Source organism: Porphyromonas cangingivalis, from assembly GCF_900638305.1.
GTDB classification, from domain to species: domain Bacteria; phylum Bacteroidota; class Bacteroidia; order Bacteroidales; family Porphyromonadaceae; genus Porphyromonas_A; species Porphyromonas_A cangingivalis.
In genome coordinates, this window is record NZ_LR134506.1 from 1,525,597 (window position 1) to 1,544,770 (window position 19,174).

Here is a 19,174-nt window from a genome sequence, read left to right on the forward strand (position 1 = left end):
CTCTGTGTCAAAAAAGCACAGATCATTCCAACTCTATGGGGTTATAAGGTCTCTTACCTTTGGTGTTCTTTGCCTTATCCTCTTCGGAGGCTTGTACCCTCCCGGACTCGGAGACGACCTTACCCAGATTTTCTCGTGCATTTCGGAGGATCTTTCGGTGCGTGTCCCTTTCTCTCAAGACGAGGTTGGAAGAGGATAGGTAGACAGGCTCATAGTCCTTCACCTGCTCCATGCCTCTGAATGTAAATATGTGGTGTCCCATGCTGTCCGAGACCTTCATCACAAGCCCCGGCAAGCCATAAAACTTATATGGTCCGTAAGGCATCCCGATCTCCTCGGTATACCATGCGACATAGTCTCTGCCTCGGTAACTTGTCGTCGCTCCATGACACTTGTATCCTGCGATCACCGTGTCTCCCTCGATGATCGTCCACTGCATCGGGAGCGAAGCCTCACTGTATCGACTACGCATCTCGAAAGGCACAGACTCCTGCTCCACCCAAGACTTCGTGCGACGATCATACAGCACAATGTGATCGAACTTTGCTCTATGCCCCTCTTTCAGAAGGACGTTGATATACTCGGAGAGAAGGACTCCTGCCTTGGCATTTACATCCGACATCGAGTCCACACGATATTCATAATAGTCTCTGAACGTGTTTGCTTGTCTGCCGACCGTCAACAGCCCGATGGTGCTGACCTTCGTGTCAGTGGGTCTCCGAGGGTTGATCACGAGGTCATAATCGTAATAAATACGCCACAAAGTGTGGTCGAATATCTCTTTTTTGACCGTGTCATTGGGGATCTGATTGACGGTAGAAGGATCCATTATCCTGGGATATTGCGCATAGGTCCGGCTCACGAATAGTGACGAAAGCGCACAGGCCAAAAGGAGTATTCTCATAGTCTTCATTTTCATTCGGTGGTTAATTAACTCCGCCAATATACGAAATTATCGTAACAGAAAAATAAAAGACGAAAGAAAATTTAACCTATCCCCATGGATTCATAAAACCCCAATCCTCCCCTGATGACAGATGTCATAAAGGAGATGATAGGAGGAGAAAAAAAGTCGTTAGACTCGATGACGACGATCGTAAGATTCGATGACGACGATCGTAAGATTCGATGACGAAAGTCGTTAAACTTGATTTCGATCCTCCAAGGACTTTATTTCGGAACCGCCTATCGGCCGGGATCACCCTCAAATAAAGTGTAGCCCGGGGAGCTCCTTCCCCTTGATACTCTTGGGGGAACTTACTACCTTTGTTTGTAGGCCTAACACATATATTATATACAGAAGTATGAGGATAAAGGAGAAGATCAACTTGTCGGCATGGGTCGACCTCGTCAAGCACTTGTACCGCTCGGATCATGGGCTCTCGGAGGAGCAGAGACTCATGGTCTCTCGTGTCATGCGGAAGGCAATCACGGAGGGGGTGTATGATGAGGACAGCTATGGCATCCATGGTATCATCCGTACGCTGTTGTCGGCAATTGCGCTCGTGGATGAGATCGGGCTCAAGCAATCGGCGGTCATCGTCGTGCTGATATACAGAGCCGTGCTCAAAGGCAAATACTCGGTCGAGGAGGCCAAGGCAGACTTCGGTGCGGATGTGGCGGATCTCCTCTCGTCTCTCCTCCGTCTGTCGGAGCTGTACAACCGCAATGCCGTCGTGACGAGCGAAAACTTCAGCCACTTCCTCCTCTCCTTTGCCGTCGATGTGCGGGTCATACTCATCCTCATCGGTGACCGTCTTGTGCAGATGAGGCTGGCGAATGTGTACTTCTCCGAGAAGGATCAACGTACTCTGGCGATGGAGGTCTCGTTTCTCTATGCCCCTCTGGCTCACCGCATGGGTCTGTACACGATCAAGAGTGAGATGGAGGACTTGTGTCTCAAGTACACGGACAGGACGACTTACAGCTTCATCAAGCGCAAACTCAACGAGACGAAGGCTTCGCGTGATGCTTATATAGATGCCTTCATCACACCGCTCAAGAAGCGGTTGACGGCAGAGGGACTGAGGTTCGACATCAAGGGACGAACAAAGTCAATCTCATCGATACGCAACAAGCTGAAAAAGCAAAACATAGAGTTCGAGGCGATCTATGACCTCTTCGCCATCCGCATCATCATCGATGCCCCCGAAGCTCGCGAACGAAGTCAGTGCTGGCAGGCGTATTCGGTCGTGACGGATATGTACCGCCCCAATCCGAACCGCCTCAAGGACTGGATATCCATCCCGAAGTCCAACGGCTATGAGTCCCTCCACATCACCGTGATGGGACCCGAAAATAAATGGGTGGAGGTACAGATACGCACCCGAAGGATGGACGAGGTGGCAGAGAAAGGGCTGGCGGCACACTGGCGGTACAAGGGGATCAAGCCCGATGCCGGTGTGGATGACTTCCTCACGAGTGTTCGCAGGGTGCTGGAGTCTAAGGAGACGAATGCAGAGGAGGCCATCAAGGACTTCAAGATGGATCTCTACGACAAGGAGATCTATGTCTTCACTCCGAAGGGAGACCTCATCAAGCTGCCCCAAGGGGCGACGGTGCTCGACTTCGCCTTTGCCATCCACAGCAAGATAGGCTCAAGGTGCGTATCGGGCAAGGTAAACGACCGCAATGTATCCATCCGTCACACGCTCCAGAATGGTGACTCGGTCTCCATCATCACATCCAACACTCAGAGCCCCAAGCCCGACTGGCTCCAGTTTGTGACCACCTCGAAGGCTCGTGTGAAGATCAAACAGCTCCTCCGCGAACAGTCCGCGAAGGCCCTCAAGGATGCCAAGGAGGAGGTACAGCGACGGATCAAAAACCGTAAGATGGAGTACGACGAGGCGACGTTCGTCAAACTCATCAAAAAGAAGGGCTTCAAGGTCATCACAGACTTCTTCCTCTCACTTTCGGAGGGCAAGTTGGACATCAACACCGTCCTCGATGATTACAAGATTGCCCTTGAGGAGCGCAACAAGGTCGTGGAGCCGACCGAACGTGAGCGTGCGGACTCGTTCGTGATGCACGCTCCGACGGACAAGGAGTCTTCGTCGCAGAGCGATGTCCTCCTCATCGACAAAAACCTCTCGGGGATCGAGTACAAGCTGGCAAAGTGCTGTAACCCCATCTTCGGAGATGAGGTCTTCGCCTTCACCTCCCAAAACGGCATACGCATCCACCGTATGGACTGTCCGAACGCTCCCGACCTCTTCGAGCGTTATGGCTATCGTATCCTCCAAGCCAAGTGGACGGGACAGAGCAAAGGTGGTTATGAGGTGCGCCTCCGCATCGTGGGACACGACGACATCAGCATCGTCAGCAACATCACGAGCCAGATCACAAAGGAAGATGCCGTCACCTTGAGAAGCTTCAAAATAGACTCGACCGACGGACTCTTCTCAAGCTACTTCACGGTCTATGTCAACAACCTCAGTGCCCTCACCGCCCTTATCAAGAGACTCCGCACCGTCAAAGGGGTCAAGCAGGTCGAGCGCATCGACGGAGCATGACCTCTCTTGCGTCTCCTCTGACAAAAGGGGATCCACCACCCGAACAACACCGTTTTGAAGAGTGCTTCGGGTGATGGATTCTTCAGCACGAGACATCCGGTTTATGGATCAAGAAGGAGTCCTCATCTCAAATGCCTTATTGCTTCTTTAGCAGGGCAAAGTGGGTTCTTTCAGACCGTTTTATGACATTTCGGAAGATAGCATCACTTCCCCTTCAAATCACAAAAGACGTTATTAAAGAAAAAAGGTTGTGAGTTCGGATATTTTCGGTAACTTTGAGAGCCTTATGCTCCGAGGTATATTCTGTGGTGGAGTATATCACATCGGACGAAGGCAGGCGACCGCCGGGTATCACGACATCCTTGCGTGCCGGGACGACCTCCGAAGCTCATCTCAGATGGGTGTGGTCGATGTCGTCTGAAGACAGATATACAAAAAAATAGAGTTAATACCTTTTATTCAAAACATCACTAAAGAGAGACTATGGATTTTTCTAAAACTCCACAAGAAGAGCTTTTCTTGCAGATGATTACAGCTTTTGCTGAGAAGGAAGTAAAACCCCTCGCAGCAGAGATTGATGAGCAAGAGCGCTTCCCTATCGAGACCGTAAAGAAGATGGCCAAACTCGGCATCATGGGTATCCCTATCCCCACTCAATACGGTGGCGCAGGAGGTACAAACCAAATGTACTCAATGTGCGTCGAAGAGCTTAGCCGTGTATGTGCGACCACCGGTGTCGTGGTATCTGCACACACATCTCTATGCTGTGCCCCAATCCTTGAGCACGGTACAGAGGAGCAAAAGATGAAGTATCTCCCAAAACTCGCTTCGGGCGAATGGATCGGAGCTTTCGGGCTTACTGAGCCTAACGCAGGTACAGACGCTTCGTCTCAGCAAACCACTGCTGTAGATGCCGGCGACCACTGGATCCTCAATGGTAACAAGATCTTCATCACCAACGCTGAGTACGCTCACGTGTACATCATCTTCGCGATGACAGACAAGAGCCTCGGCAACAAGGGTATCACTGCCTTCATCGTAGAGAAGGACATGCCCGGCTTCAGCGTAGGCAAGAAGGAGCTCAAGATGGGTATCCGTGGCTCGGCTACTTGTGAGCTAATCATGGAAAACTGTATCGTACCCAAAGAAAACCTCCTCGGTAAGATCGGTGGTGGCTTCAAGGTAGCGATGAAGACCCTCGATGGCGGTCGTATCGGTATCGCATCTCAGGCACTCGGTATCGCTCGTGGTGCGATGGATGAGACAGTGAAGTACACCAAGGAGCGTAAGCAGTTCGGTCGTAGCTTGGCACAGTTCCAAAACACACAGTTCCAGCTCGCAGACCTCAAGGCTCGTATCGACGCCTCTTCTCTCCTCGTGCGCATCGCAGCTTGGAAGAAGGATAAGGGTATGCCATACTCTCTCGAAGCAGCAGAAGCAAAGCTATACTGCGCAGAGACAGCCATGGACATGACCACAAAGGCAGTACAGTTCCACGGCGGTTATGGTTACACCCGCGAATACCCTGTCGAACGTATGATGCGTGACGCTAAGATCACTGAGATTTATGAAGGTACCAGCGAAGTACAACGTATGGTTATTGCCGCTAACCTATTCAAGTAATTTAGGAGGAAAAAGACAATGAAAATAGTTGTTTGTATCAAACAAGTCCCTGATACTACTGAGATCAAACTTGACCCCGTGAAAGGTACTCTCATCCGTGACGGTGTACCCAGCATCATGAACCCCGATGACAAGGGTGCTCTCGAGCAAGCCCTTCTCTTCAAAGACAAGTACGGTGCCGAAGTCACTGTCATCACCATGGGTCCTCCCCAAGCAGCGGCTATCATCCGTGAAGCATACGCTATGGGTGTGGACAAGGGTATCCTCGTATCTGACCGCCGCTTCGGAGGTGCAGACACCCTCGCGACCAGCTACACACTCTCTCAAGCACTCAAAAATGTAGAGTACGACATCATCCTCGCAGGTCGTCAGGCTATCGACGGTGACACTGCACAGGTAGGTCCTCAGATCGCCGAACAGCTCGACCTCCCTCAGATCACTTATGTCGAAGACGTACAGTTCGACGGCAACAAGACCCTCACCGTCCGTCGCAATGTCGAAGAAGGTCACGAAGAGCTCGAAGTGGAGCTCCCATGTATGCTTACATTCTTGGCATCGGCTTACGAGCCACGCTACATGAATGTGCGTGACATCATGACTACGTTCGGCAAAGAGATCACAGAGTGGAACGCTGACAGCTTCCCCGTAGATCCCGAATGCCTCGGTCTCAAGGGTTCGCCAACAAGCGTGAAGAAGTCATTTACCAAGGGTGCTAAGGCTATGGGTAAGCTCTACGATGACATTACTCCTGAAGAAGCTGCAGACATCATCCTTGAAAAACTCAAAGAAAAATTCATCATCTGATCTTACTATGGACAAAGAACAATATAAAGGCATACAAGTCTTTGCCGAGCAACGCGAAGGTGTCATACAAAATGTAGCGTTCGAGCTCATAGGTAAAGCACGCGAACTCGCAGACGGTATCAACGAAAAGGTAACAGCAGTCCTCTGCGGTCACAACGTTGGTCACCTTACTCAAGAACTCATCGCTGCCGGAGCTGACCGTGTCCTCGTCGTAGATGATGAGATGCTCAAGGACTACCTCACAGAACCATTTGCACAAGCTGTGGTACACGTCCTTCGCACATACAAGCCGGAGATCTTCCTCCTTGGAGCTACCACCATCGGTCGTGACCTTGGGCCACGTATCTCTGCACGTATGCGCACAGGTCTTACAGCGGACTGTACATCACTCGAAATCGCAGAAGACCGCAACCTCATGATGACTCGTCCTGCTTTCGGTGGTAACCTCATGGCAACCATCGTATGTAAGGATCACCGCCCACAGATGTCTACAGTACGTCCGGGTGTGATGCGCCGCAAGCCTGCCGATCCTACTCGTCAAGGTGAAGTCGAAGCCGTGACAGTACCATTCGACAAGAGCAAGAGCCGTGTCCGCCTCATCAAGAAGATCCGCGAAGAGAAGAACATGGTCGACATCACCGAAGCACACATCCTCGTATCCGGAGGTCGTGGTGTCGGATCACAAGATGGCTTCAGCAAGCTACGCAACCTCGCTCAGACCATCAATGCAGAGGTGGCTTCTTCTCGTGCTATGGTCGATGCAGGCCTCATCGAGCACGAACGCCAAGTAGGTCAGACAGGTAAGACCGTACGTCCTGACATCTATTTCGCTATCGGTATCTCAGGAGCTATCCAGCACCTTGCAGGTATGGAAGAGTCTGAGTATATCATTGCCATCAACAAGGACAAGTTCGCTCCTATCTTCCAAGTAGCTGACCTCGGTGTCGTAGGTGACCTCCACAAAGTGGTACCTATCCTCAACGAAAAGCTCAAGGCTGAAAAGGCTAAGAACAACTAATATATCCTTGACGATATACACCAATAAATAGAGCTGTGTCAAAACTTGATTTTGACACAGCTCTATTCTTATAATCAATCTGCGTTGCCTTACTCAGAAGCATCTCACATCCATCATCCGAAGAAGGTTATTCAGGAATAAACGTCAAGGTCGAAAAAGAGGCGAAAGAACTCACACAGAACCCATTTCAAGGTGACAGCCTATCGATTTTGACAGATCGTAGGCTCGGAAGATCCCAAAAGATAATCAAGGCAGAGAGACGGACTTGCTTCCGCTCTCTGCTTTATTTTTAGTCGCAGAGGTTATAAACGAATTATCCCTCATAAACCCAAAAGAGGTGTCTATGAGGGATGATTCATCCGATATTGGATATAAGACTTATGCCATGACGACAGTCTCAAGATCGCTCTTGAATCTATGATATTCGTCCTCGGCTATCCTCCTTCCGGAGGTCAAAACCACCAACGGATGGGACTCATACCCCCCCTATAAGGAGGATGGGTATGCGGATAGGGGTTCTGATGAAAACCACACCGCTCGTAAAATCTCAAGCGAGCCTCAGATATGGCATCCACGATGGGATCTATCTCCAACAGTACGGTCTTAGAGACAGAGTGGACAAAGGCCTCCAATAGCTTTGTGCCATGCCCTTTCCCTCTGACTTCAGCAGAGACAGCGAGGTGTTCGACATACACATAGTCGTCGAATGCCCGGTAAGCGATAAAACCCACAAATGAGTGACCTTCGGTATACCCCATGAGATGATATTCGGGGCGCATGAAGACTGCTCGTTGCTGCTATTCGGTCCTTTGCTCAAAGATCGGGAAACTCGCCGAACAGAGCGTACTGAGAGGATCATAGAGCATGTGCTTGGTGTCCCTTATCCTATGGCTTTCCATATCACTTCTTGACGGTGACGGTAGGGAATGGGAACGAGATACCTTGCTTGTTGAACTCTGCATAGACCCTCTTGTTGAAATCCCATGTCACATCCCAATAGTGCTCAGAAGGCACCCAGAACCTCACAAGAATATCAACCGAACTACTATTGAGTCTATCGAGAAGGATGAGTGGAGCAGGATCCGAAAGGATACGACTGTCGCTCTTGATAAGGGCCTCGATAACAGGTCTTGCACGCTCGAAGTCATCTCCGTACTCGATGCTCACAGACCTGTCGATACGGCGGGTGTCACTCATGCTGTAGTTGATGATCGCACCACTGCTCATGACCCCATTGGGGATGAAGATCTTCTTATTGTCGGGAGTGATGAGGATGGTATGGAAGATACGTATCTCGGAGACTGTACCAAGGAGATTCTGCGCCTCGACGACATCACCGACACGTATGGGACGGGTGATGAGGAGGACAAGACCACCGGCAAGGTTCTTGAGGTCATTACTCAGAGCCATACCGATGGCGAGACCCATCGAAGCAAGAAGAGCAGCGAACGAAACAGCTGCAAAACCAATCTTGGAGAGGATCGACACCCCGAGAAGGATGAGCAGAGTGATACGAGCTCCGCTGGTGATGAAGGAGATCACACCTTTATCGACATCTCTGTGCGTAAGGATCTTGTTGATCCACTTGACAACAATGTTGATGAGCCAGCGTCCGACGATGAAGATGACGATAGCCAAGAGCACCTTGATACCGAAGTCGAGGGCAATCTTGCCCCATTTGGACAACAGGGCTTCTGTGTTTGAGAGATTTATTGAGTCCATAAAAATCAAATAGTTTGTGCTATAACAGCTGCAAAGATAAAAATATCCGAGAGATCGTTAGGAAAAGCCTCCGAATAAGCCTCTAAAAATCCCCTTCGGCTTGGATCATTTTTAAGAAAAAACGACTAAATTTGAAGATTATGGGGTGGAGATTCTCATGATTTTAACAATAGAAACCAATATAGTATGGAGAATGAAATAATCCTTGCCATATTCAATGGTACAGACCGCCCCGGTGTGACGGCGGCGATAACAGAAGTGCTTGCGGAGCATGAGGCGACCGTCCTCGACATCGGTCAGGCAGACATCCACAGCCACCTGAGTCTCGGCATCCTCTTCAGCGCAGATAAGAGCACTTCGGGGAGCATCCTCAAAGACCTGCTCTTCATGAGCAATAAGCTCAATGTCAACGTGACCTTCAGACCCATCGACCCCGAAAACTACACGGGATGGGTGCAAAATCAGGGTAAGAACAAGTACATCATCACCATCCTTGCGAAGAAGATCGAGGCGGACATGGTGGCTTCGATCACTCGTGAGATCGCCGATCAGGGGATGAACATCGACGACATCAAGCGTCTCACGGGTCGTATCCCACTTGTCGAGCAGGATCGTGTCCCCAAGGCGAGTATCGAACTTTCCGTGCGTGGCACACCGAGAGACAAAGAACTATTGCAGAAGCACTTCATGGACTTCACAAAGAAGTACGAGATGGACATATCATTCCAGCAGGAGAGTATGTTCCGCCGTATGCGCCGTGTGATCTGCTTCGATATGGACTCGACACTCATCAAGACAGAGGTCATCGACGAACTCGCGATGCGTGCCGGCGTGGGCGATAAGGTCAAGGAGATCACCGAGTCTGCAATGAGAGGAGAGATCGACTTCAACGAGAGCTTCATCCAACGTGTGGCTCTCCTCAAGGGATTGGATGTCTCGGTGATGAGAGATATTGCCGTAAACCTTCCGATCATGGACGGAGTGGATCGTACGATGCGCATCCTCAAGAAGGTGGGCTTCAAGATCGCCATCCTCTCGGGGGGATTTACTTATTTCGGAAAGTACTTGCAGGACAAGTACGGCATCGACTATGTCTATGCTAACGAACTCGAAGTGGGAGAAGACGGCAAACTCACCGGTCGTCACCTCGGAGACATCGTCGACGGCAAGCGTAAGGCTGAGCTACTCAAACTCATCGCTCAGGTGGAGAAGGTAGACATCCGCCAGACCGTCGCTGTCGGAGACGGAGCCAATGACCTTCCGATGATCACGACAGCCGGTCTCGGTATCGCCTTTCATGCGAAGCCAAAGGTGAAAGAGTCGGCTCGTCAGTCGATCACAACGATGGGCTTGGACGGTATCCTCTACTTCTTGGGCTACAAAGACTCGATCATCGACGAAGTGGAGTTCAACATCTAATCATTATAATCTCGGTAGTTTATGATCAGACACATAGTGATGTTCAAGCTCAAAGAAGAGCTTTCCGAACGTGACCTTACCGACATCATCTCTCGTGCCAAGACTGAGCTCGAAGCTCTCGTACCTAAGATCGATGTCCTGCGCGACCTCAAGGTCTATACGAACGTCAACCCAAAGGAGGAGTATCATTTTTCTTTGATCGCCGACTTGGACAAGTTTGAGGATGTGGAGGTATATGCCCTTAATCCCGATCACATGGCCATCGTCACAGGGCTCATCAAGCCAAACCTCGCCAAGAGGGCTTGTGTAGACATCGTCGTATGACGGTGATGGAGATGAAAGGCTCAAGGCTCGGAAAAGCCGTCGAAGCACTCGTCTGTGATCACCTGAGGGACAAGGGATTTGTCATCCTTGATCAAAACCTCAAGATCGGCAATTACGAGATAGATATCATAGCCATGTGGGAGCGTGTCTTGGTCTTTGTGGAGGTCAAGGCACGCTCCGGTGCTATGGATATGGAGGAGATGGCCGAACTCATCACCCCGGCCAAAGAACGCCGTCTCATCATCGCTGCGGATGCCTATGCTTCGTCTTCCCGAGGCGACTTTGACAGTTGTCGCTTCGATTACGTCTTTGTCGACATGACGGGAATGAAGTATGAGATAATGCACTATGAGGAGGCTTTTGTGCCGACGGTGTACTGAGATATGTCGAAAAAAATAATATCTTTGTACGTCGTGTGTCCTAAAGTCAGGAGTTTCTGATGTTTTCGACACACATGCGTAACAATAAAGTGAACAGTCGTATGTACAAATATATCTTTGCTCTGCTCACCTTGATTGCAAGCGGTACTCTCTCGCAGGCTCAAGTGCGTGTGCAACGCTACGATGTCACCGAAGGGGACGGCAACAGTGTCACCTACAGTCTTCCCCGGACACGTCTTTATGTTGCGGTCACCGTCGAAGAGGCGGTCTCCACCCCGGGAGAGTTTGCTCTGTATGCAGAGAAGTACCTCGGCATCAGGACAGCACCGATGAAAGCCTCTCGCACTTTCCGCATCAAAGATGTGAAGATGGGGACTTATGGTATCCCCGATCCCGACAGGCGTTATACCGTGCGATTCAAAAACAATTCGACAGCCACATACCTCCAACTGACACCCGATGGGATCATCTGTGCGATCAACTCGGAGTACATCCCCCTTGGGCAGATCCCCGAAGAGGGCCGCACCGACTTCCCGATCGAAGAACCTACCGATCGTTACTCGGCGATGTCAGAAGAGTATGTCCAAGCCACTTCGGCTATGAAGCAAGCTGAGATCACAGCGGGAGAGATCTTCCGCATCCGTGAGAGCCGCACTGCCATAGTCAGTGGCGAAGCCGAACAGCCATTCCCCGATGGTACGGCAATGAAGCTCGCCATCGCAGGACTTGACAAGCAGGAAAATGCCCTTACCGAAAGATTCATGGGCAAGACGAAGGTACGTACACAGACTTTCGTCATTCGTGACATCGTTGCAGACGAAGAGGGCAAGGGGATAGCTTTCCGTTTCTCAGAAACATTGGGGCTTTTGGATCGTGACGATCTCCGAGGCGAACCGGTATATCTTGACATAAGGATACTCGAACGTGCACCCGAGCTCTCCGAAAAAGAGACGGCAAAGAAAGAAAAGTCACTCCTCAAGAGTATCATCTACAACATCCCCGGCAAGATCCAAGCCACACTCATAGCCGACGGTCGTCGTCTCCTCTCAGGCGACTTCGACATCGCTCAACTCGGCACGAGAGAAAATCTCAACCCATCACTATTCTCAGCAAAGGGTGCTCGCACAAGCATCATCTTCAATCCGGAGACCGGCAGTATCCGCCAGGTCAAAGAGTTGCAATGATCACCCGATAGGCAACAAGCATATAATCGACGCAAAATATACAATCAATTTCATACACAAACTAACTACTAATTAACTTATGGCACAAAGAAAGAAACATCCTAATGGGCTGATTGCTGCGGCGTTGGCAAACATGGGTGAGCGTTTTGGCTTCTACACGATGATGGCTATCCTCGTGCTCTTCCTGGGCGCAAAGTTCGGTCTATCTGAGTCAGAGGCAGGTCTTATCTACTCAACCTTCTACTTCGGTATCTACGCACTTGCGCTTATCGGTGGTATCGTAGCCGACCGCACACGTAAGTACAAGACTACCATCCTTGCAGGTTTGGTCTTCATGACGATTGGTTATGCCATCCTGTCTATCCCCACAACGATTACGTTGGACAACAAGACAATGATGCTTATCTTCACTTGTTTTGCACTCTTCGTGATCGCATTCGGTAATGGTCTCTTCAAGGGTAACCTCCAAGCCCTTGTCGGTCAGATGTACGACCGTGGCGACTACACAAACAAGGAGCGTGACGCAGGTTTCACATTGTTCTATATGTTTATCAACATCGGTTCGATGTTTGCTCCATTCGTTGCACCTGTCATCCGTGAAAAGTGGCTCAACGCCCACAACTTCACTTACGATGCGAAGCTCCCTGAGCTCTGCCACAGATTTATGGAAGGCAACATCACACCTGAGCAGTCGGCGATCTTCGAACAGCTTGCGAACAAGGTGTCTATCGGTGGTCTCAGCACTTCTCTCGGAGACTTTGCGGCTTCTTATCTCGATGTCTTCAACACCGGTTTCCACTACTCATTCGCGGTGGCTATCGTGACCATGTTGATTTCACTCGTGATCTTCATCACCAACAAAAATAAGTTCCCCGATCCGGGACAAAAGGTGGCAAAGACCGGTGCACAAGAAGCTCCTGTGGCAGAGATGGATCCTGCAGAAGTCAGACAACGTATCTTCGCTCTTGGCGCGGTTATGGCTGTTGTTATCTTCTTCTGGTTCTCATTCCACCAGAACGGTCTCACGCTGACTTATTTTGCAAAGGACTTCACATTCCTTCCAACCATCAACATCGGCTCGTTCAGCTACTCTCTTGCACCTGAAAACTTCCAGAGCCTCAACCCATTCTTCGTGGTGACACTTGCACCTGCTGTCCTTGCCTTCTTCGGCTTTATGGCTGCTCGTGGCCTCAACATCACCACACCTATGAAGATCACCATCGGTATGGGACTCGCTGCGGTAGGTTTCTTGATCATGACTCTTGGATCGTTCGATCTTCCACTTCTCAGCGAAGCTAAGAACATGAGCCCTGAAGAACTCGCACCATACCTCGCTTCACCATGGTTGCTCGTAGGTACGTACTTCGTCCTCACCATCGCTGAGCTCTTCATCAGCCCACTCGGACTATCGTTCGTATCACAGGTGGCTCCTCCTAAGCTCCAAGGTCTCATGCAAGGTCTGTGGTTGCTCGCAACCGGTCTTGGTAACCAATTGCTCTTCATCGGTGCTATCCTTTACAAGAACACCGCACTTTACATCACTTGGGCAGTATTTGTCATCGTCTGTATCATCTCTATGTTCATCATGCTTTCTATGGTGAAGTGGCTCAACAGAGTGACAGGTCAGAGCACAAAATAATACGTCACTGACAGTACAGGCCTCATGCTTTCCGTCACGCCACCTCGACAGACCGTCCGTCCGCTCCGCTTCGTGCGTTGGAGCCGTCGCTCATCGGCGACCTTCCACAGCATAGGCAGGGAAGTCACCATCGGTCATCTCGCAGGTAACGTCGTCGAACGCCTCTCGCTCAAGAGCACCCGAGGCACATCCGTGACACGTGACGGCATACTCTTTCGACACGACACAAAGACAGAGGACGAGGAGGGTCTCCACGAGAGAGCCTGCCTCCTCTCCCTTTCGGAAGCGATCATGCTTCCTTCTGTCCCATCAGTCACCGCCGAAGGAGGTAGCACCGGCTTGATACACACCCTATAAATGCAAGGGCTGTGTCGAAACATTGATTTCGACACAGCCCTTATTTGTATCCGGACAAAAGTCAGCGTTCGACCGTCTGCACTTCAGATCAGGGAGGACTGCGCATCGCCCACCTAAGAGACAGATGCCTGCGGAGATCATCGTCCTCAACTCTCCCCAAAAAGGGTCGTAGGACTCTCGGATTTACCTTTAACGACTTTCAAGATCGAACTTAACGACTTTCGTCATCAAGTTTAACGACTTTTTTTGTTGCGTCCTACCACTTTTTGGAGCCACGTGACACACACTCATCTCACTCTAACTCTTATCACATTGGATATCAACAAACTCATAGACGACATCATATCAGGATATAGGATCAAAGACATCGACGAACTCCTCACCATCGTCGAGGGGACTGAGCCCGAAGCTCTCCACGAGGCTTGCCACCGTCTCACCCGCACACTCCACGGTGACGGCTTCGACACCTGCACGATCATCAACGTCAAGAGCGGTCTCTGTCCCGAGGACTGTAAATGGTGCGCGCAGAGTGCACACTACTCTACGGGATGTGACACTTACGACATCCTCGAAACGACACGTACCACTCAGCAAGCTCTGCACAACGAGTCCCTCGGTGTCAAGCGTTTCTCTCTCGTGGCGAGCGGTCGTCGCCCCTCGATGAAGGAGACAGAGAAGTATGTACGCCTCATCAAGGACATCAAGAAACACAGCGGTATCGCCTGCTGCGCCTCCCTCGGCTTGGCGACCGAAGAGACCCTTCGCCCTCTGAGGGAAGCAGGGGTAGAGACCTATCACTGCAATATGGAGAGTGCCCCTTCGTTCTTCGACACTCTGTGCTCGACCCACACGCAGGCGGACAAGGAGGAGACCCTCAAAGCGGCCCAACGTGTCGGCATGAGGGTATGCTCGGGCGGCATCATCGGCATGGGTGAAGACCGCAGACAGAGGGCGGAGTTTGCGCTCTATCTTGCCTCTCTCGGCATCCGCAGCATCCCACTCAACATCCTCCAGCCCATCCCGGGCACACCACTTCAGAGTGTCGAGCGACTCACTCCCGAGGAGGTGCTCCTTGCCGTATGTATGTTCAGACTGGCGAATCCCGAAGCCTACATCCGCTTCTCGGGCGGACGAGGGCAGCTCGACCGTGACACCCAGCGCAAAGCCCTCTATATCGGGGTCAATGCCGCCATCACCGGCGACCTCCTGACCACCGTCGCTTCGGTGACAAAGGAGGATATGAAGCTCTTCAAAGAGATGGATTACGACACCTCCGCTCCAACGACTTGGCAATGACTATGACGACCGAACAACTCCTCCAATGGGACCGCACCCACTTGTGGCATCCCTACACTTCGACCATCGATCCCCTACCCGTGTATCCGGTGGCACGTGCCGAGGGCGCACGCATCGTCCTTGAGGACGGCACGACACTCATCGACGGTATGTCGTCGTGGTGGTCTGCGATACATGGCTACAATCATCCCATGCTCAACGAAGCCATAGGGAGACAGACGGCAGAGATGTCTCACGTGATGTTCGGTGGACTCACACACCGCCCTGCGGTCGAGCTGGGGAGATTGCTCGTGGACGAGGTGCTTCCCTCGGGTATCGACCGGCTCTTCTACGCAGATAGCGGCTCGGTCTCCGTCGAAGTGGCACTCAAGATGGCACTACAGTATCAGATCTCTCGGGGAGAGAAGGGGCGGACGAAGTTTGCCACCATCCGAAGTGGTTACCACGGCGACACATGGCACGCCATGTCTGTCTGCGATCCCGTGACAGGGATGCACGGACTTTTTGGCACCGCCCTGCCGATACAATTCTTTGTTCCTCAGCCCTCAGTGGCATTCGATGGGGAGTGGGACGAGACTTGTCTTGCCCCCATGAGAGACCTCTTGGAGACCCATGGGGGAGAGATTGCGGCCATCATCATCGAACCCATAGTACAAGGGGCAGGAGGGATGTACTTCTACCATCCCGAGTACCTCAACGGGCTGAGAGCCCTTGCCGATCGTCACGGCGTGCTCCTTATCTTTGATGAGATCGCCACAGGCTTCGGACGCACGGGGAAGCTCCTTGCGACCTATCACACCGCCATCACCCCCGACATCATCTGTCTCGGCAAGGCTCTTACCGGTGGATACATGACCCTCTCCGTGACGGCAACGACCAAAGCCATCGCAGACACAATATGCAGTGGGGAGGCAGGGTGCTTCATGCACGGCCCTACGTTCATGGCGAACCCCTTGGCTTGTGCCGTGGCTCACGCTTCGGTGTCGCTCTTGCTCTCTCAGCCTTGGCAGGAGCGGGTGCGTAGCATCGAGACGAGGTTGAGAGAAGCCCTGACACCGCTCGGAGGACACCCTGCCGTCGCCAAGGTGCGTTGTCTCGGAGCCATCGGCGTGCTGGAGATGCGTGAGCCTGTCGATATGAAACGCCTGATCCCTCTTTTTGTGAAAGAGGGGGTGTGGATACGACCATTCGGTCGTCTGGTGTATGTCATGCCGCCTTTCGGCATCATCTCGGATGACGAACTGGATGCGCTGCTGAGGGGATTGACAAACGTTATCGAACATTATCCGACCAATGACTGACAGATATTCTTCTTACAACGAACGCTTGGACGACCTTCGGGCTTCAGGTGTGGAGCGCACACTAACCGATCTCGACCTTGCGGGCAAATGGGTACGACATGAGGGTCGTACCCTCCTCAACCTCTCCGGCAACGGTTATCTCGGGCTCAGTGACACCTCGGAACTTCGGGAAGGGTTCGACCCTTGGAGTAGGCAGTGGACATCGGCTTCGTCGCGACTGCTTACGGGCAATGACAAAGCGTACAGAGACTTTGAAGACCTGCTTGTCTCAGCCTATGGTGCCGAGAGTGCCCTCGTATGGGACAGTGGTTATCATGCCAATTCGGGGCTCATCCCGGTCTTGGCGGATACCGATACGCTCATCGTGGCAGATCGACTCATCCATGCCAGCATCATCGATGGCATCCGACTGTCGAAGGCCGAATTTACACGCTTCCGTCACAACGACATCGGACACCTCAGGAGCATCTTGGCTGAGAAGGCACACAGCTACGCCAAGGTGTGGATCATCACCGAAGCCCTCTTCAGCATGGACGGTGACATCGCTCCGCTCCGGGAGATCGCCAAGATCAAGAGGGAGTATCCCAATGCTTTTCTTTACGTCGATGAAGCACACAGCGTAGGGGTCTTCGGGGACAGAGGGTTGGGGCTATCGGCACGTGAGGAGATCCTCGACGATGTCGATGTGTTGGTCGGCACATTAGGAAAAGCTCTCGGTGCTGTGGGGGCTTATTCGTTGCAAAAGAAGGTGTTGCGCTCCCTCATCGTCTCCACGGCACGACCATTCATCTACTCCACGGCTCTCCCTCCTATCAGTGTCGCCTGGGGCGCCCACCTTTTCCGCAAGATGATGGAGATGGACGACAAGCGCAAGCATCTGTATCACCTTATGAGCTATATGGGTGTCCGTCTCGGCATGACGGTCTATTCGCAGATCATACCGATCATCATACCGGGCAACGAGGCTTGTGCCAAGGCTGCCGAACACCTTACCGCTCTCGGATTTTACGTCCGTCCGATCCGCAAACCTACCGTCCCCGAGGGGCAGGAGCGACTCCGCCTTTCCCTCTCGGCAGACATGACCATCGACGAACTCTCTACCCTTTGTGACCACCTTTTATTCCTGAGAGGCGGATTGTCGCCGATCAGACTGATTCCATAGACATGAATACCCTATTGCATCAATACAGCTCCGATACAAAAGCCGAAAGGCTGCTCATCTACTTCACCGGCTGGGGCACGACACCCGAAGTGGTGGGGCATCTCTCCGTACCGGAGGGATGGGATTATCTCACATGCTGGGACTACACGACACTCAAGGATGGCGATCTGCCCGACCTCTCACAGTACCGAAAGGTCATCGTCGTGGCATGGTCGATGGGGGTATGGGCTGCCGACAAGCTCGCTCACCTCTTCCCGGAAGACACGTATGGTGTTGCGATCAATGGCACGCCCCTGCCGATGCACAACGACTACGGCATCCCCGACCTCATATTCCAAGGCACGTTGGACGGACTCAATGACGAAAACCGTGCACGTTTCGATCGTCGGATGTGTGGAGGTAAGTCCCTCTTGGCTCTGTATCAGTCCTTCTCAGCTCGTAGCACGGATGACCTTCGGGGCGAACTCCTGAGTGTCTACGAGCAAGTCAAGGGTCTCGATGCCTCCACTCCGTCATTGGCTTGGCGAAAGGCCTATGTCGGCACCAAAGACCTTATCGTACCGCCCGACAATCAGGCCAACTACTGGTCTCGCTTCGGCACGGAAGTACGGATATTGGATGGTATAGGGCATTACCCATTCACCCTCTTTGCGACATGGGACGAAGTGCTATGATAGATAAGGATCTCGTGAAGCAGAGGTTCTCCTCCGCCATCGCTCACTATGACAGAGAAGCCTCCCCTCAGAGACTTGTGGCCGAACGCATCGACACCCTCCTCGGGGAGCGCACCGACCTGCCCGAAGGCCTTGTCTTTGAGATCGGCTGTGGTACAGGTTTTTTGAGCGAAAAGCTGTGGCATCGCTATGGGGCGTCTCATCCGATGCTTTTCAACGACATCAGTGCCGACATGGAGAGCCCACTTAGAGAAAAAGTAGGACAGACACCTCTCTTCACGGCATCGGATGCAGAGCACTCGGAGTGGGACAACGACTGTGCACTCATCGCTGCCGCGTCTTGTATACAGTGGTGGCACGAGCCCGGACAGTTCTTCACAAAAAGTCATCGACACCTCAAGGAGGGTGGTTTCTTGGCTTTCGGCACGTACGGCGAACGCAACCTTCACGAGCTCCGAAACGTGACGGGACAAGGCTTGACCTACGACAACCTGATGACGATCACCCGAAGACTCAAGGAAAGTGGTTTCAGAGACATCCATGTCGAAGAAAGCACACACACCTTGCTCTTCCCTGACCTCGTCTCACTCCTCCGTCACCTCAAACTCACGGGTGTCAACGCCATCACTCCGGCCGTCACTTGGACCCCGAGGATGCTCACCGAGGCAGAGTCCCTTTACCGACAACGCTTCGCCACCCCGGAAGGTCTCCTACCCTTGACCTATCACGCCCTCATCGGCACGGCAAAAAAATAAC

At 52.0% G+C, this 19,174-nt stretch carries 19 protein-coding genes; 16 read left to right on the forward strand and 3 right to left on the reverse strand.

The genetic code is table 11. From position 1 onward, the window contains the following. Positions 1-22 precede the first annotated feature (22 nt). Positions 23-913: a GLPGLI family protein gene (locus tag EL262_RS06325; RefSeq protein WP_164715437.1), complete on the reverse strand. Its 891-nt coding sequence runs from the start codon at positions 911-913 to the stop codon at positions 23-25. Positions 914-1,304: 391 nt separating this feature from the next. Here EL262_RS06325 and EL262_RS06330 point away from each other — a divergent pair, with 391 nt between their 5' ends. From EL262_RS06330 to EL262_RS06345, 5 genes are all read left to right on the forward strand, one after another. After that, positions 1,305-3,515, forward strand: coding sequence for a RelA/SpoT family protein (locus tag EL262_RS06330; RefSeq protein ID WP_036847784.1), 2,211 nt, complete (start codon positions 1,305-1,307; stop codon positions 3,513-3,515). A gap of 250 nt (positions 3,516-3,765) precedes the next feature. Further along, positions 3,766-3,936 (forward strand): hypothetical protein, encoded by a 171-nt coding sequence (locus EL262_RS10065; protein ID WP_159100502.1) that lies wholly within the window; start codon positions 3,766-3,768, stop codon positions 3,934-3,936. A 62-nt stretch (positions 3,937-3,998) separates the two neighbouring features. Then, on the forward strand, positions 3,999-5,138 hold the full coding sequence (locus EL262_RS06335) for an acyl-CoA dehydrogenase (protein WP_025837413.1): 1,140 nt from the start codon (positions 3,999-4,001) through the stop codon (positions 5,136-5,138). Between the two features lie 18 nt (positions 5,139-5,156). Then, a complete protein-coding gene (locus EL262_RS06340) occupies positions 5,157-5,942 on the forward strand; it encodes an electron transfer flavoprotein subunit beta/FixA family protein (protein ID WP_036847787.1) in 786 nt (261 codons plus the stop codon). A gap of 7 nt (positions 5,943-5,949) precedes the next feature. Next, complete coding sequence (locus tag EL262_RS06345; protein WP_025837411.1) at positions 5,950-6,960, forward strand: electron transfer flavoprotein subunit alpha/FixB family protein; 1,011 nt, start codon at positions 5,950-5,952, stop codon at positions 6,958-6,960. Positions 6,961-7,412: 452 nt separating this feature from the next. Here EL262_RS06345 and EL262_RS10160 read toward each other — a convergent pair whose 3' ends face one another. Together EL262_RS10160 and EL262_RS06355 are read right to left on the reverse strand one after the other, a co-directional pair. After that, a complete protein-coding gene (locus EL262_RS10160) occupies positions 7,413-7,739 on the reverse strand; it encodes a GNAT family N-acetyltransferase (RefSeq protein ID WP_234394677.1) in 327 nt (108 codons plus the stop codon). Positions 7,740-7,860: 121 nt separating this feature from the next. Continuing rightward, on the reverse strand, positions 7,861-8,682 hold the full coding sequence (locus EL262_RS06355; RefSeq protein ID WP_025837409.1) for a mechanosensitive ion channel family protein: 822 nt from the start codon (positions 8,680-8,682) through the stop codon (positions 7,861-7,863). Between the two features lie 186 nt (positions 8,683-8,868). Between EL262_RS06355 and serB the strand changes: the two genes are divergently transcribed. The 11 genes from serB (at position 8,869) to EL262_RS06410 (ending at position 19,173) form a co-directional block, all read left to right on the forward strand. Next, on the forward strand, positions 8,869-10,101 hold the full coding sequence (gene serB / locus EL262_RS06360; RefSeq protein ID WP_025837407.1) for a phosphoserine phosphatase SerB: 1,233 nt from the start codon (positions 8,869-8,871) through the stop codon (positions 10,099-10,101). Positions 10,102-10,122: 21 nt separating this feature from the next. Then, positions 10,123-10,425, forward strand: coding sequence for a Dabb family protein (locus tag EL262_RS06365; protein ID WP_025837404.1), 303 nt, complete (start codon positions 10,123-10,125; stop codon positions 10,423-10,425). Positions 10,426-10,436: 11 nt separating this feature from the next. Continuing rightward, on the forward strand, positions 10,437-10,805 hold the full coding sequence (locus EL262_RS06370; protein ID WP_036853452.1) for a YraN family protein: 369 nt from the start codon (positions 10,437-10,439) through the stop codon (positions 10,803-10,805). Between the two features lie 101 nt (positions 10,806-10,906). Then, on the forward strand, positions 10,907-11,989 hold the full coding sequence (locus EL262_RS06375; protein WP_036852867.1) for a DUF4831 family protein: 1,083 nt from the start codon (positions 10,907-10,909) through the stop codon (positions 11,987-11,989). A 79-nt stretch (positions 11,990-12,068) separates the two neighbouring features. After that, positions 12,069-13,628, forward strand: a complete 1,560-nt coding sequence (locus EL262_RS06380) for a peptide MFS transporter (RefSeq protein WP_036847796.1) — start codon at positions 12,069-12,071, stop codon at positions 13,626-13,628. Between the two features lie 24 nt (positions 13,629-13,652). Next, complete coding sequence (locus EL262_RS06385) at positions 13,653-13,985, forward strand: hypothetical protein (protein ID WP_025837399.1); 333 nt, start codon at positions 13,653-13,655, stop codon at positions 13,983-13,985. Positions 13,986-14,303: 318 nt separating this feature from the next. Then, complete coding sequence (gene bioB / locus EL262_RS06390) at positions 14,304-15,281, forward strand: biotin synthase BioB (protein WP_025837397.1); 978 nt, start codon at positions 14,304-14,306, stop codon at positions 15,279-15,281. Between the two features lie 2 nt (positions 15,282-15,283). Further along, positions 15,284-16,582, forward strand: a complete 1,299-nt coding sequence (gene bioA, locus EL262_RS06395) for an adenosylmethionine--8-amino-7-oxononanoate transaminase (RefSeq protein ID WP_078735708.1) — start codon at positions 15,284-15,286, stop codon at positions 16,580-16,582. Next, positions 16,575-17,744, forward strand: a complete 1,170-nt coding sequence (locus tag EL262_RS06400) for an aminotransferase class I/II-fold pyridoxal phosphate-dependent enzyme (protein WP_078735692.1) — start codon at positions 16,575-16,577, stop codon at positions 17,742-17,744. The genes bioA and EL262_RS06400 overlap by 8 nt, the downstream gene beginning before the upstream one ends. A gap of 2 nt (positions 17,745-17,746) precedes the next feature. Then, positions 17,747-18,418: a DUF452 family protein gene (locus EL262_RS06405; RefSeq protein WP_025837395.1), complete on the forward strand. Its 672-nt coding sequence runs from the start codon at positions 17,747-17,749 to the stop codon at positions 18,416-18,418. Continuing rightward, positions 18,415-19,173 (forward strand): methyltransferase domain-containing protein, encoded by a 759-nt coding sequence (locus tag EL262_RS06410; protein ID WP_025837393.1) that lies wholly within the window; start codon positions 18,415-18,417, stop codon positions 19,171-19,173. Before EL262_RS06405 ends, EL262_RS06410 begins: the two co-directional genes overlap by 4 nt. Position 19,174: the final 1 nt, after the last annotated feature.